The 14,169-nt window shown below is 69.8% G+C and carries 12 protein-coding genes; 4 read left to right on the forward strand and 8 right to left on the reverse strand.

The features are described from left to right. Positions 1 to 7: 7 nt before the first annotated feature. From IFT51_RS11700 to IFT51_RS11710, 3 genes are all read right to left on the reverse strand, one after another. A complete protein-coding gene (locus tag IFT51_RS11700) occupies positions 8 to 760 on the reverse strand; it encodes a carbohydrate ABC transporter permease (protein ID WP_371740777.1) in 753 nt (250 codons plus the stop codon). Positions 761 to 890: 130 nt separating this feature from the next. Next, positions 891 to 1,892, reverse strand: a complete 1,002-nt coding sequence (locus IFT51_RS11705; RefSeq protein ID WP_192061251.1) for a carbohydrate ABC transporter permease — start codon at positions 1,890 to 1,892, stop codon at positions 891 to 893. 1 nt (position 1,893) lies between these two features. Next, positions 1,894 to 3,132 carry an ABC transporter substrate-binding protein gene (locus IFT51_RS11710; RefSeq protein ID WP_192061252.1) on the reverse strand — a complete coding sequence of 413 codons (1,239 nt, stop codon included), beginning with the start codon at positions 3,130 to 3,132 and terminating at the stop codon, positions 1,894 to 1,896. 214 nt (positions 3,133 to 3,346) lie between these two features. Between IFT51_RS11710 and IFT51_RS11715 the strand changes: the two genes are divergently transcribed. Further along, complete coding sequence (locus IFT51_RS11715; RefSeq protein ID WP_192061294.1) at positions 3,347 to 4,462, forward strand: LacI family DNA-binding transcriptional regulator; 1,116 nt, start codon at positions 3,347 to 3,349, stop codon at positions 4,460 to 4,462. Between the two features lie 212 nt (positions 4,463 to 4,674). Here IFT51_RS11715 and IFT51_RS11720 read toward each other — a convergent pair whose 3' ends face one another. The 5 genes from IFT51_RS11720 to IFT51_RS11740 all read right to left on the reverse strand — a co-directional run bounded on the left by IFT51_RS11720 (position 4,675) and on the right by IFT51_RS11740 (position 10,754). Continuing rightward, complete coding sequence (locus IFT51_RS11720) at positions 4,675 to 5,658, reverse strand: carbohydrate ABC transporter permease (RefSeq protein ID WP_192061253.1); 984 nt, start codon at positions 5,656 to 5,658, stop codon at positions 4,675 to 4,677. After that, a complete protein-coding gene (locus IFT51_RS11725) occupies positions 5,655 to 6,794 on the reverse strand; it encodes a carbohydrate ABC transporter permease (protein WP_192061254.1) in 1,140 nt (379 codons plus the stop codon). Before IFT51_RS11725 ends, IFT51_RS11720 begins: the two co-directional genes overlap by 4 nt. Positions 6,795 to 6,869: 75 nt before the next feature. Continuing rightward, positions 6,870 to 8,231 carry an ABC transporter substrate-binding protein gene (locus IFT51_RS11730; RefSeq protein WP_192061255.1) on the reverse strand — a complete coding sequence of 454 codons (1,362 nt, stop codon included), beginning with the start codon at positions 8,229 to 8,231 and terminating at the stop codon, positions 6,870 to 6,872. Between the two features lie 140 nt (positions 8,232 to 8,371). Next, complete coding sequence (locus IFT51_RS15645; protein ID WP_192061256.1) at positions 8,372 to 9,394, reverse strand: LacI family DNA-binding transcriptional regulator; 1,023 nt, start codon at positions 9,392 to 9,394, stop codon at positions 8,372 to 8,374. Between the two features lie 343 nt (positions 9,395 to 9,737). Further along, positions 9,738 to 10,754 (reverse strand): LacI family DNA-binding transcriptional regulator, encoded by a 1,017-nt coding sequence (locus IFT51_RS11740; RefSeq protein WP_192061295.1) that lies wholly within the window; start codon positions 10,752 to 10,754, stop codon positions 9,738 to 9,740. A gap of 148 nt (positions 10,755 to 10,902) precedes the next feature. Here IFT51_RS11740 and IFT51_RS11745 point away from each other — a divergent pair, with 148 nt between their 5' ends. From IFT51_RS11745 to IFT51_RS11755, 3 genes are read left to right on the forward strand one after another with little or no spacing between them, the layout of a single operon-like run. Next, positions 10,903 to 12,189 (forward strand): ABC transporter substrate-binding protein, encoded by a 1,287-nt coding sequence (locus IFT51_RS11745; RefSeq protein ID WP_192061257.1) that lies wholly within the window; start codon positions 10,903 to 10,905, stop codon positions 12,187 to 12,189. A 10-nt stretch (positions 12,190 to 12,199) separates the two neighbouring features. Continuing rightward, complete coding sequence (locus IFT51_RS11750) at positions 12,200 to 13,234, forward strand: ABC transporter permease subunit (protein WP_192061258.1); 1,035 nt, start codon at positions 12,200 to 12,202, stop codon at positions 13,232 to 13,234. Next, on the forward strand, positions 13,231 to 14,136 hold the full coding sequence (locus IFT51_RS11755; RefSeq protein WP_192061259.1) for a carbohydrate ABC transporter permease: 906 nt from the start codon (positions 13,231 to 13,233) through the stop codon (positions 14,134 to 14,136). The genes IFT51_RS11750 and IFT51_RS11755 overlap by 4 nt, the downstream gene beginning before the upstream one ends. Positions 14,137 to 14,169: the final 33 nt, after the last annotated feature.

Raw genomic sequence — 14,169 nt, forward strand, 5'->3', positions numbered from 1 at the left:
GCCGTCGTCACTTGACGGCCCCGCCGGTGGCACCGGCGGCGATGAACTTCTGCGCGGCGAGCAGCAGCACGATGGCGGGCAGCGACGCGAGCACGGCGGCGGCCATCACGGTCGACCAGTCGGCCGTGTAGGTGCCGATGTACTGGTAGATGCCGAGCGTGATCGGCCGGATGTCGGTGGTCGTCGTCAGCGTCAGCGCCATCAGGAAGTCGCTCCAGGTGAACAGGAACGTGAAGAGACCCGCGGTGATCATCGCGTTGCGGCTGATCGGCAGCACGATGCTGCGGAACGCCCTGAAGTCGCCGGCCCCGTCGACCTTCGCCGCCTCGATGACCGACGGCGGGATGTTCAGCATGAACGCCCGCATGATCAGGATCGCGAACGGGACCCCCGCCGTCGAGTCGGCCAGGATCAGCCCCGGGATCGTGTTCAGCAGCCCGACGTCGTTGTACGCGGCGTAGAGCGCGTTCGCGACGACGATGCCCGGGATCATCTGCGAGATCAGGATCGCGAACAGCACCGCGTTGACCCCCCTGACCTTGAACTGCGCCAGAGCGTAGGAGGCGGGGGTCGCGATCGCGAGGCTGAGCACGACGCTGCCGAGTGCGATCACGAGGCTGGTGACCAGGTTGCCGCCCTGGTCGGCCAGCGCCTGGGCGTACCCGCCGAACTGCGCCTCGAACGGGAACCAGGAGGCCTCGATGGCCGACCCGGCGGGTTGCAGCGAGATGTTGACCATCCAGTAGACGGGGAACAGCATCCCGGCGAGCAGCAGCACGCCGATCGCGCTGAGCAGGTACTTCTTCGGCCCCTCGGGGCGCGAGAGCGGTCGGCGGCGTGCGGCGCCGCGACGATCGACGGCCCCGGTGCTCGGGACTCGCAGGGCTGTCTCACTCATCGACGGCCTTCCGGTTGAGTCGCAGGTACACGACGGCGAACACGGCCGAGATGACGATCAGCACGTTGCTGAGCGCCGCCCCCGACCCGAAGTCGAACTGCTGGAACGACAGGCTGTACGACTGCGTCGCGATGGTCTGCGTAGCGTTCGCCGGCCCGCCGTTCGTCAGCCCGAGGATGATGTCGAGCACCTTGATCGTGTAGACGACCCCGAGCACGAGCACCACGCTGACCACCGGTCGCAGCAGCGGCCAGGTGACGTGGCGGAAGCCCTTGAAGCCGGTGGCTCCGTCGAGCGACGCCGCCTCGTAGAGCTCGGTGGGGATGTCCTGCAGACCGCCGTAGAGGATGGTCGTGTTGAACGGGATGCCGATCCAGATGTTGACGAGCACAACGGTCAGCAGGGCCACGCTCGGGCTGGTCAGCCACGGCACGGCCGGGATGCCGAATGTGCCGAGGAACTGGTTCAGCACGCCCGAGTCCTGGTCGAGGATCCACTTCCAGATCGCGCTCGAGACGATCAGCGGCAGCAGCCAGGGCAGCAGCAGGAGCGACCGCAGCACGCCGTTCAGCGGGAAGGCCCGGCGGAAGAACAGGGCGAACAGCAGCCCGATGACGAACTGCCCGACGATCGAGCCGATCGTGAAGAGCGCCGTGTTGAGCAGGGCCGTGCCGAAGAGCTGCGAGCCGAGCACCTGGGCGTAGTTGGCGAAGCCGACCCAGGGCGCCTCGCCCGTGTAGAACGTGGTGGTCGTGTACGCCTGGAAGCTCATGATCAGGTTCTTGACCACGGGGTAGCCGAAGAACAGGACGATGAACAGCGCGGCCGGCAGCACGAACAGCAGCTGCGAGACGCGCTCCCAGCGGCGGGCCGTGCTGCGGCGGGTCGTGCGGCGGCCCGAGGGGCCGGGATCGCCGCGGCCGGGCCGCCGATGCGAGACCGGGGTCTCGTCGCCGGCGACCGGGCGGGTGCCGATCGAGGAGGCGGTGGTCATGTCACTCGCTCGGCTGCGCGTCGTCGAGTGCCTCGGCGGGTGAGGCCTGGCCGGTCAGCGCGGCCTGCACGGCGGTGTAGATGGCCGTGGCGGCGGCGGGCCAGTCGGCACCGAGCTCCGCCGTGCGCGACCGGGCGCCCGCGACCAGGGTGACGAACGCCTCCTGCTCGGGCTGCTGCTCGGCGTAGGTGTCCGCGACGCTCGTCTTCGAGGGGATCGTGTTGCGCTGCTCGGCCATGGCGAGCTGGTTCTCGTCGGAGTTCATGCACTCGACGACCTTCGCGGCGACGGCCTGACGGGCCTCGTCGCCGGTCTGCGGCACCGTCCACACCTCGCCGCCGAGCGGGGCGACCGCGGTGTCGGAGGCGTCTTTGACCGGGATCGTCGTCACGCCGTACTCGACGGCGGTCTGGGCGTTCAGGGCGGGCAGCTGCCACGGGCCGTTCACCATCATCGCCGTCTTGCCGGCCATGAACTGGTCGTTCACGTCGGCCTGGGTCCAGTTGACGACGCTCTTCGACATGGAGCCGTCGGCGACGAGGTCCGTCCAGAGCTGCAGCGCCTCGGCGGTCTCGGGCGTCGCGATGTCCTTCTCGTCGCCACCGTTCGACCACATGAAGGGCAGGAACTGCCAGGTGCCCTCGTAGGTCGCGTTGGCGTCGACGGCCATGCCGTACCGGTCGCCCGAGGTGAGGGTCGCGGCGGCGGTCTCCAGCTCGTCCCACGTGGTGGGCGGCTCGACCCCGGCGTCGGCCAGGGCCTGCTTGTTGTAGAACAGCGCGATCGTGTTGACGGTCGGCGCGAGGCCGTAGAGCTCGCCGTCGTAGGTGCCCGACTGCACGACGCCCTCGGCGTAGCCGTCGGCGTCGAGCCCGAACTGCGACAGCGGGGTGAGCGCGCCCGTCTCGGCGATCTGCGCGAGGTCGGGGTTGTCGAGCATCAGCACGTCGGGCAGGGTGCGCGACGACGCCTGCTGCAGCACCCGCTGGATGAGCGACCCGCCGGGCACCATGGTGCGCTCGATCTCGACGCCGTTCTCGGTGCCGCACTGGTCGAGGAACGTCGTGATGACCTTCTCGTCGTTCTCGCCGTAGTAGTCGACGACGGTGATCTTGTCGACCGAGCCTCCGGAGGACGCGCCTCCGCCTCCGCCGCCGGTGCACCCGGCGAGGACGAGGGGGACGACGGCGACGAGGGCCGTCGCGGTGAGGGTTCTGGTGCGGATCGATGCGGGCTTCATTGCTCAGCTCTCTCTCGGTGACTGGTGGGCGGCCGGCGACGTCGGCCACGCGGGGGTCGACCCGAGAGGCGGAGTGCGACGTCGCTGCTCCGTTGCAGGGAAGCTAGCAGTTAACCGCTTTACATGTAAAGCGGTTAACACGGATCCGTCCGATGTCTGCGCTGCAGGTCCGCCGCACTAGCCTGGTGTCGAGCGAAGGAGAGTCGTGGCGACCATGCGAGAGGTGGCCGCACGGGCGGGGGTGTCGATCGCCACGGTGTCGTTCGTGGTGAACGGGTCGCGCAGCGTGTCGGCGGGGGTGCACCGGCGGGTGACCGACGCCATGGGAGAGCTCGGCTACACGAACAACGTCGTCGCCCGCGCCCTGGCCAGCAAGCGGACGCGCATCATCGCCCTGCTGTTCCCGGCGCTCGAGCAGCGACTCGGCGGCATCGCCCTCCACATGTTCATGAGCGCCGCCACGCGCGCCTCCGAGCTCGGCTACCACCTCGTGCTCTGGCCCACCGGGCAGACGGACGACGACGTGCGCGAGCTCGTGTCGGGGCGGCTGTTCGACGGCGTGCTCGTGATGGAGGTGCAGCTGCACGACTCGCGCGTCGAGGCGCTGCTCGAGCTCGATCTGCCGTTCGTCTCGATGGGGCGCACGTCGCAGAACGACCGGGTGCCCTACGTCGACATGGACTTCGAGGAGGCGGTGGAACAGGCCCTCGATCATCTCCAGTCGCTGGGGCACCGCAGCATCGGCCTCGTGGTCGAGGACTTCGCGGGGACCCCGATCGTCGGGTACGGACCCACCGCCCGCACGGAGGACGCCTTCCGAGCATCGACGGCCCGCCGCGGACTCCGCTCGGCCGTCGTCACGAGCGGGCAGTCGGCGGTCGGCGGGCGGCAGGCCGCCCACGATCTCGTCGAGGCGCTGCCGGACGTCACCGGGGTGCTGATGCTCAAGGACGACGCGACCGGCGGGCTGCAGAGCGGCCTCGCGGCGACCGGGCGCGAGGTGCCGCGCGACGTCTCGGTGGTGCTGCTGGCGTCGTCACGGGCGGCCGGAGCCGCGACCGAGCCCACGATGACGACGCTCGACGCGCCGGGAGCCGAGATGGCGCGCTTGGCGGTCGAGGCGCTCGTCGCGCGGCTCGACGCCGGTGCCGGTGCCGGTGCTGGTGTCGGTGCTGGTGCTGGTGCTGGTGCCGGTGCTGGTGCCGCCGGTGCAGGTGCCGGTGCCGCTGCCGGTTCAGGTGCTGCTGCCGAGCTGACGCAGGTGCTGCTGCCGTGCGTGCTGCACGTCGCGGGCTCGAGTGCGCCCGCCCCCGCGCCCCGCGCCTCCTAGGCTCCCGCGCCCGCCCTGCCCGGCCCCGCCTCCGCCACGCCCCGCCTGCCCCCGCCTCGCCCTCGCATCCTCCCCACGCGAAGAACCGCGTTCGCGAAGATGAACCGCGACATATCGCAGCTCATCTTCGCGAACGCGGTTCATGGTGCGCGCCCCGGGAACGCAGGAGGCGCGGGTCGACCGACCCGCGCCTCCTCGGCTCCCGCAGGCGGTCAGCCCTTCGTCGCTCCGGCCAGCAGCCCGCGCACGAAGAAGCGCTGCAGCGCGAAGAACACGATCAGCGGCACGATGATCGAGATGAACGCGCCGGCGGTCAGCAGCTCCCACGACTGGCCGTACGACCCGGAGAGGTCTTGCAGGGCCTTCGTGATCGGCAACCCCTGCCCCGACGTGAACACCGTCGCGACAAGCAGGTCGTTCCACACCCAGAGGAACTGGAAGATGCCGAAGGAGGCGATGGCCGGCATCGACAGCGGCAGCACGATGCGGAAGAACACCTGCCCGTGCCCCGCGCCGTCCATGCGCGCGGCCTCGATGACCTCGGCCGGGATCTCGCTGATGAAGTTGTGCAGCATGAAGATCGCCAGCGGCAGGGCGAAGATCGTGTGCGCGATCCACACCTTGGCGAACGAGCCGTCGAGCCCGTTCACCCCGAGCCCCGGCAGGATGTACAGCCCGCCGATCCGCAGACCGTCCGAGAACAGACGCAGCAGCGGCACGAGCGCCATCTGGATCGGCACGATCTGCAGGGCGAAGACCAGGACGAACATCGTGTTGCGACCCTTGAAGTCGATCCAGGCGAAGGCGTAGGCCGCGAGGCTCGCGATCGTGATCGGGATCAGCGCCGCGGGCAGCGTGATGACCAGCGAGTTGAGGAACGCCTTGCCGAGGGTGAGGCTGTCGCCCGAGTTCAGCGCGTTGACGTAGTTGTCGAGCGTGAAGCCGGGGTTCGCGAAGACCGTCCACCAGCCGGTGGTCTTGATGTCGTTCGCGGGGCGGAACGACGAGATGAACAGACCGGCGGTGGGCAGGGTCCAGATCACGGCGATGATCAGCGCGGCGATGGTGGCGCCCCGGCTGGTCGTGCCCTTCTTCAGCTTGCCGCTCGAGCTCTCGATCTTCGCGACGCCGCGCTTCAGCTGGCTCTCGGTGCCCGGGGTGACGGCGACACCGACCGGGGTGGGGGTGGCGGTCATCGGATCTCCCTCTGCTTCTGGATCTGACGGGCGTTGTAGATGACGATCGGCAGCACGAGGATGAACAGGATCACGGCGAGTGCCGAGCTGTAGCCGGTGCGGCTGCCGAGCTGGAACTGCCGCACCATCTCGAACGCGAGGATGGTCGTGTCGTTGCGACCGCCGGTCATGGCCGAGACGATGTCGTAGACCTTCAGCGACGCGATCGAGATCGTCGTGAGCACGACGATGATCGTCGTCCGGATGCCCGGGACGGTGATGTGGCGGAAGGCCTGGAACCCGTTGGTCCCGTCGAGCGACGCGGCCTCGAGCTGCTCGGCGGGCACGCCCTTGATCGCGGCCGAGAGCACCGTCATGGCGAAGCCGGCCTGGGTCCAGATGAGCACGATCACGAGCAGCAGGGTGTTCCACGGCTCGAATCCGAGCCAGTCGACCGGCTGCCCGCCGAACGCGACGAGGATGCCGTTCAGCAGACCGATCTGCTCGCCCTGACGGATGTCGTAGAAGAACTTGAAGATGATCGACGCGCCGACGAACGAGATCGCCATCGGCATGAAGACCAGCAGCTTGAGGAATTTCTCGCCGCGGCTCTTGTCGATGAAGACGGCGTAGGCGAGACCGATCGCGGTCGCGGTGATCGGGGCCAGCAGCACCCAGATCAGCGTGTTGCCGAAGGCGGTCAGGCCGTCGGGGCTGGTGAAGACCCAGATGAAGTTGTCGATGCCGGCGAAGCCCGACCCGTCGTTCTTCATGAACGCCTGACCGGCGGTCGTGATGGTCGGGTAGATCAGACCGATGATCAGGAAGAAGACCGCGGGGGCCATGAACCCGATGAGCTGCAGCGAGTAGCCGGCGCCGCGCTTCGAGCGGTAGTCGAGCAGGAACAGCCCGCCGCCGAGGACGGCGGCGATGACCGCGACCCACATGACCGAGTTGTAGAGGCCGAAGGCGAAGAGCACCCCGACGGGTACGAGCACGCAGACGGCGAGGCGGAGGATCGTGTACAGGCGGCCGCGACGGGGCGCGAATTCGACGAAGACCAGCACGATGCCGACCAGGGCCGTGAAGGCGAGCAGGATCAGGGGGATCTGAGCGAGCGGCGGGATCCCCGCCAGCCACTGGAAGAAACTGGACATCGCTGTCCTTTCGGGTACGGGTGAGGGTACGGGTCAGGGGCCGCCGACGAGCGGCGACCCCTGACTGTCGGGCGACTAGGAGGTGTAGCCGGCCTGGATCTCTTCGAGGACCGTCTCGGTGTCCGAGCCGTCGATCCAGTCGACCATGCCCTTCCAGAACGAGTCCGAGCCGACCGACTTGGGCATCAGGTCGGAGCCGTCGAAGCGGAAGGTGGTGTCGGTGCCCTGCAGGATCTCGACGGCGCTCTTCAGCAGGTCGCTGCCGGCGTTCTCGGGGTCGAGGCCCTGGTTGGCCGAGATGACTCCACCGAGCGAGACGCGGCTGTTGGCCCAGTCGGCGCTGGCGAGGTACGCCTGCACCTTGGCGGTGTCGTCGTCGTTCGAGAACGCGGCGACGAACTCGCCGCCACCGGTGACGGCGGCGGGGTCGCCCTCTTCCATCGGCGGGGTGAGGAACGCCCACACGTCGCCGTCTTCGGCGACCGTGGCGGGCTGACCGTCGGCGTTGTTCGCCGCGGTCAGGAAGCCCTCGAAGAACGAGGCCTGGTGGGTCAGCGCGCAGCTGCCGTTCGCGACGTTGGTCGCGACGTCGCCGAACGCGGTCGAGTTGATCGACTTGACGTCGCCGTAGCCGGCGTTGACCATCGAGGGGTCCTGCAGGATGGTGCCGACCGAGTCGAACGCGGCCTTGATGTCGGGGTCGGTGAACTCGGTGTCGCCCGAGACCCACGAGTCGTAGGCGTCGGGGCCGGCCTCGCGCAGCACGAGGTCCTCGATCCAGTCGGTGCCCGGCCAGCCGGACGCCTCACCCGAGTTGAAGCCGGCGCACCAGGGCGCCTCGCCGCTCTTCTCCTGGATGGTCTTCGAGACCTCGACGAGCTCGTCGTAGGTCTTGGGGACCTCGACGCCCCACTCCTCGAACTTGGCGGGCGAGTACCAGACGTAGCCCTTGACGCTGGCCATCAGGGGGGCGCCGTACTGGGTGCCGTCGACCTGGCCGTACTTCTGCCAGTCTTCGGACCAGCCGTCCTTCACGTTGGCGAGAGCCTCTTCGGGGAGCTCCTGCACCTTGCCGGACGAGACGGTGTCGGCGAGCAGACCGGGCTGCGGGAAGATCGCGAGGTCGGGGGTGTCGCCGCCCTGGACCTTGATGCCGATCTGCTTCTCGAACTCCTTGTCGCCCGTGTACTTGATGTCGATGTCGTTCTCGGTCTCCCAGTCGGCCCAGCTCTCTTCGAGCAGGGTCGCCTCGTCGCCGTTGATGGTGCCGTAGATGTTCACGACGCCGTCGGCCGTGCCGACCTCGGCGCCGCCGCCGCTGCCGCCCGCGTTCGGGTCGTTGGGGTCGGCGGTGCCGGAGCAGCCGACCATCAGGAAGCTGGATGCCGCCAGGATGGCCAGAGGGCCTGTGATCCGACGGTGCAGGGATGCTCGCATTGGTTTCTCCTCATTGAGTGCAAGACAGGCGACCGGTCGTGCTGTCAGCCGGTCTCCGCGACACGTCGTCGTCGACGCGCGTCGACGACGATCTTCACACAGCCTCAGGAGGCGCGCAACCGGATCGAGGGTCGCTCAGGTCACGGGCTCGTAACGGGTGCGGAGCTGCCCCGCACCGTCAATCGGGGCGCGATCAACACGTGTGGCGCATCGTGCCGACGCCCCTCGATGCGGTCGACGAGATCGTCGACGGCGGCCGCCGCGATCCGGATGCCGGGCGGGCTGACCGTCGTCAGCGGGGGCGACGTCATCTCCGCCGCGAGGTCGCCGATGCTGAGTGCGACGACGCTGATGTCGCGGGGGATCGACCGCCCGGCCGCGGCGGCCGACTGCACGAAGCCGGCGAGGGCCGTCTCGTTGAACGCGAGCACGGCGGTCGGTCGACTCGGCCGCGCGTCGAACACCTCGAACGCCGCGCGACCGCCGGGCACCGAGTTCTCGGCGAGATGCGTCTCGAGTCGCAGCCCGCGCTCGGCGGCGGGTCGCTGCAGCGCGCTGGTCGCGCGGTCGAGCGGACCCGAGCCCCGCTCGGGTGACGCGATGATCTGACTGAGGAAGAACACCCGCTCGTGCCCGAGATCGGCCAGATGGTCGACGGCCATCCGCCCGAGCGACTCGTAGTCGGCGTCGACGAACCACAGCCCGTCGGCGTCGTCGGGTCGGCCGATGTTGCTGAACGGCACGCCCGAGTCGGTCAGCACCGCGACCCGAGCGTCGCTCGCCGTCAGCTCCATCAGGATGACCCCGTCGACGAGCCCCTCGCTGACGAGGCTGCCGAGCCCGTCGACGTCGTTGATCGGATGCGACCAGAGGAGGAGGTGGTAGCCGCGTTCGCGCGCCCGATCGGTGGCCGCGGCGACGTACTCGAACTCCGACGACGTCACGCCCCGGCGGCTGTACGGGTAGTGCAGCGCGAGGATCCCGCCGCGCGACCCGGCGAGCCCGCGGGCGAACGCGTTGGGCGTGTAGCTGAGGTCGGCCATGGCCTGCTCGACCCGCTGGCGCGTGCTGGCCGAGATCGTGCGGCGACCGCTGATCGCGTACGAGACGGTGCTGGCCGACACCCCGGCGAGCCGCGCCACATCGTCTCTCGTCGCCGCCACGGCCCGCACCTCGCCTCGTCACGCCTCACGCGTCGCTCGAAGGAGAGGACGACGTCGTCCGAGCACCCGGGTGCCCTTCGTGGATCGTAGCCGGTGCGGCCCGCGAGACCGGCACCGCGCCTCCTGCCGGTGCCTCCCGCCCGCGTGCCCCCGGCCCGCGCCGGCCTCCCGCCTGGCGCGCCTCCCGCCGGTGTCCCGCCTGGCGATGAACCGCGTTCGCGAAGATGAACCGCGATAGAACGCGGTTCATCTTCGCGAACGCGGTTCATGGTTCGCCGGCGGCAGGCGCTGCGCGCGCGTCAGGCGCTGCGGGAGGCGCCCGCGCGCGGCGGCCGGTGCGGGGTCAGGCGCCGCGCGCGGCCGGCGGGGCGGTGGTGCCGCGCACGACCAGGCGCGTCGGCAGCTGCACCTCGGGCGTCGTCGGCGCACCCCCGTCGAGCATCGTGAAGAGCATGCCCGCCGCCGCGCTCCCGAGCCGCTGCATCGGCTGCTGCACGGTGGTCAGCGGCGGGGACTCGCGCGACGCCTCGGGGATGTCGTCGAAGCCGACGATGCTGAGGTCGTCCGGCACCCGCAGCCCGAGCTCGAGCGCCGTGCGCAGCAGCGCGATCGCCGACAGGTCGTTCGTCGCGAACACGGCGGTCGGCCGGTCGGCCTGGGTCAGCAGCGAGCGGGCGGCCTGCCGCGCCGTCGTCAGCTCGAAGTCGCCGTGCCGGGTCAGGCAGGGGTCGCGCGTGATGCCCGCCGCCCGGAGCGCCTGCACGTAGCCGGCCTCGCGCAGCGACGCCGAGCGCAGGTCGGGTCGCCCCGACAGGAACCCGATGCGGCGGTGCCCGAGCGCCAGCAGGTGCTCGACGGCGAGCAGGGCCCCGCCGCGGCTGTCGGCCTCGACGGAGGGCAGGTCGGTGCGACCGGTGTGCGGGTCGACGGCCACGACCGGGATGCTCACGGTCGTCGTCAGCACCGACGGCGTCACGAGGATGGCCCCGTCGATGAGGGTGCCGCTCAACCGGCTGAGCGACCGGCGCTCCCACCCGCTGTTCTCGCCGTGGTGGGCGCCGCTGTAGGCGAGCAGGTCGTACTCCGAGCCGCGCGAGCGGACGGCCGCGCCGACGCCCTTCAGCACCTCCGAGCTGAACGGCTCGAAGTCGGCGACGAGCACGCCGATCACCCCGGTGCGCCGGGCGCGCATGCTGCTCGCGACGAGGCTCGACTCGTAGCCGAGCTCGTCGACCGCGGCCATGACGCGCTCGATCGCCTGGGGCGAGACCCCGTACCGCCCGTTGACGGCCTTCGACACGGTCGCCGTCGAGACGCCGGCGGCCTTCGCCACGTCGTGGATGGTCACCCGACTCGTCATCACGAGCCGAATCCTAGTCACGTCGAAATGGTTTTCGAAAACGTTTGACACCTGCGCAGCCGTTTTCGACACTGAGGCGACGCCGCGCATCGGAGCACGGCGCGCTCGGCCGACCACGGCCGCTCAACGAAGAGGAAAAGGTGGAACCATGACCACATCTCGACGGCTCCTGGCCGGGTCTGCGGCCCTGCTGATCGGAGCGGGACTGCTGACCGGCTGCAGCACCGGAGGAGGCGGGGGAGACGACGACGGCTCGCTCACCCTCTGGCAGAACTCGACCACCGGCCCCGGGCAGGACTTCTGGGTGAAGGCCGCGGCCGACTTCGAGGAGGCCAACCCCGGCGTGACGATCGACGTCCAGACCGTGCAGAACGAGGACTTCGACAGCAAGCTGCAGACCGCCCTGAACTCGGGCGACGCGCCCGACGTGTTCCTCCAGCGCGGCGGCGGCAAGCTCTCGGCGATGGTCGAGGCCGGCCAGGTGAAGGACATCAGCGACGGCATCTCGGACGACGCCCGGGCCGACATCAGCGAGGGCACCTTCGGCGCCGGCTCGGTCGACGGCAAGGTCTACGCGATGCCCGTCGCCGTGCTGCCCGGTGGCTTCTGGTACAGCCAGGACCTCTTCTCCGAGGCCGGCATCGACGCGGCGCCGACCACGATCGACGAGCTCGACGACGCGGTCTCGAAGCTGAAGGACGCCGACGTGCAGCCCGTCGCGCTCGGCGGCAAGGACGCCTGGCCCGCCGCGCACTGGTACTTCTTCTTCGCCCTGCGCGCCTGCAGCAGCGACGTGCTCGAGCAGGCCGCGACCGACCGCGACTTCAGCGACCAGTGCTGGGTCGACGCCGCCCAGGACCTCGCCGACTTCCGTGACACCGAGCCGTTCAACGAGGGCTTCCTCACCACCGCCGCCCAGCAGGGCGCCGGCAGCTCGGCCGGCCTCATCGCCAACAAGCAGGCCGGCATGGAGCTGATGGGCGCCTGGAACCCCGGCGTCATCGCCTCGCTGACCCCCGACGAGAAGCCGCTGCCCGACCTGGGCTGGTTCCCGTTCCCCGAGATCGAGGGCGGCGACGGCGAGACCGGCGCCATCATGGGCGGCGTCGACGGGTACTCGTGCTCGACCGATGCTCCCGACTCGTGCGTCGACTTCCTGAACTACCTCGCGACCCCCGACGTCCAGACGGCCTACTACAAGGCCTTCAACGCGCCTCCGGTCAACACGGTCGCGCAGGAGTCGGTCACCGAGCCCTACCTGCAGGACGTCCTGACCGCCTACAACGACGCCCCGTTCGTGTCGCAGTGGCTCGACACCGTCTACGGCCTGAACGTCGGCAACGCGATGAACGTCGCCGTGGTCGACCTGCTCTCGGGCGACGGCACGCCCGAGCAGTTCGTCGAGGCCGTCGACGCCGCCGCCAAGAAGGCGTAGGGGTCGCATCGTGAGTCTCCGCGAACCCTCCGTGCGGCCCGCCGCACCCTCGCGGGCTCACGCCACCGCCGGGGGCGATGCGCTCGCATCGCCCCCGGCGGCCTCCCGGGCCGTGTCCCGGAAGGGGCGTGGCGCCCGGGGTCTCGAGATCGCCCTGCTCGTCGGGCCCGCCCTCGTGGTGTTCCTGGCGTTCGTGGTGTTCCCGATCGTCATGGCCGCCTACTACGGCTTCTTCAGCTGGTCGGGCTTCGGGGCGCCGACCGACTTCGTCGGGTTCCGCAACTACCTGACGATCTTCCAGGACGTCGCGTTCCTCGACGCCCTCCGCCACAACGCGACCATCGTGGTGCTCTCGCTCGTGCTGCAGGGCCCGGTAGCGATCGGTCTGGCGCTGCTGCTGAACCGGAAGCTCCGCGGTCAGTCGCTGATCCGCGTGCTGATCTTCGTGCCCTACGTCATCAGCGAGGTCGTCGTCGGCACCGGCTGGAGCCTCATGCTGCAGGGCAGCGGCGCCGTCAACGACATGCTGACGAAGATCGGCCTCGGCTCGCTCGCGCAGGACTGGCTCGCCGACCCGAGCATCGCCATCTGGACCCTGCTCGTCATCATCACCTGGAAGTACGTCGGCTTCGCCGTCATCCTGTTCCTCGCCGGTCTGCAGGGCGTCCCCGAGGAGCTCAGCGAGGCCGCGGCCATCGACGGCGCCAGCTGGTGGCAGATCCAGCGCCGCATCACGCTGCCGCTGCTCGGCCCGACGCTGCGCATCTGGGCGTTCCTGTCGATCATCGGCTCGCTGCAGCTGTTCGACCTCGTCTACATCATCTGGGGTCAGTACATCGCGGCCACCGCCGGCACCTCGACGATGGCCACCTACATGGTCGCGAACGGCCGCACCTCGGGCAGCTACGGCTACGGCAACGCCGTCGCGGTCGTGCTGTTCCTCATCTCGCTCGTCGTCGCCCTCGTGTACCAGCGCTACGTGCTGCGTCGCGACACGGCCGGCGCCGTGACGACCTCCGCCACCACCGCAGGAGAAGAACGATGACCGCCTCGACCCTCGCCGCGCCTCCTCGGGGCCGCGGGTCCGCCTCCACCGACGACCGACCGCCGAAGCGAAGGAGGCGCGGGATCGCCGATCCCGGACGCGGCGTCGCGTACGTGGTCGCCCTGGTCGTCATCGTGGCGATGCTCGCGCCCGTCGCGTTCATCGTGCTCGGCGGGTTCCGCACGAACGCGCAGATCACGACCGACCCGTCGGGGTTCCCGAGCCCGTGGCAGATCGGCAACTACCTCGACGTGCTGACCGAGGGAACCTTCTGGCGGCAGGTCGGCAACTCGCTGATCTCGGCCGGGGCGACCACCATCGGCACCGTCGCGCTCGGTCTCGCCGCGAGCTACGTGCTGGCCCGCTACCGCTTCGCCGGTCGCGGCGTGCTCTACGCGATGTTCGCCGCCGGGTTGATGTTCCCGATGACCGTCGCGATCACGCCGCTGTACCTCGTCATCCGCGACCTGGGGCTGACGAACTCGCTGGCCGGGGTCATCCTGCCGCAGATCGCGTTCGCCCTGCCGACGACGATCATCATCCTCGTGCCGTTCCTCCGCGCGATCCCCGACGAGATCGAGGAGGCCGCGTTCATCGACGGCTGCAGCCGCCTCGGCTTCTTCTTCCGCATGGTGGTGCGCCTGTCGCTGCCCGGCGTGATCACCGTGGGCATCCTGGCGTTCATCGGCGCGTGGAACTCGTATCTGCTGCCGCTGTTCATCCTCAACGACCCGTCGACGTTCACCCTGCCGCTCGGCGTGCAGGCGTTCTCGTCGCAGTACTCGGTCGACACCGCCCGGGTGCTCGCCTTCACGGCGCTGTCGATGCTGCCCGCGCTGATCTTCTTCAGCCTCTTCGAGCGCCGCATCGTCGGCGGACTCACCGGGGCGGTCAAGGGATGACCGCCGCCGACACCGTCACCGAGACGGTGCAGA

It is taken from the genome of Frigoribacterium sp. CFBP 13712, from assembly GCF_014842255.1.
In the GTDB taxonomy this organism is placed as follows: Bacteria; Actinomycetota; Actinomycetes; order Actinomycetales; family Microbacteriaceae; genus Frigoribacterium.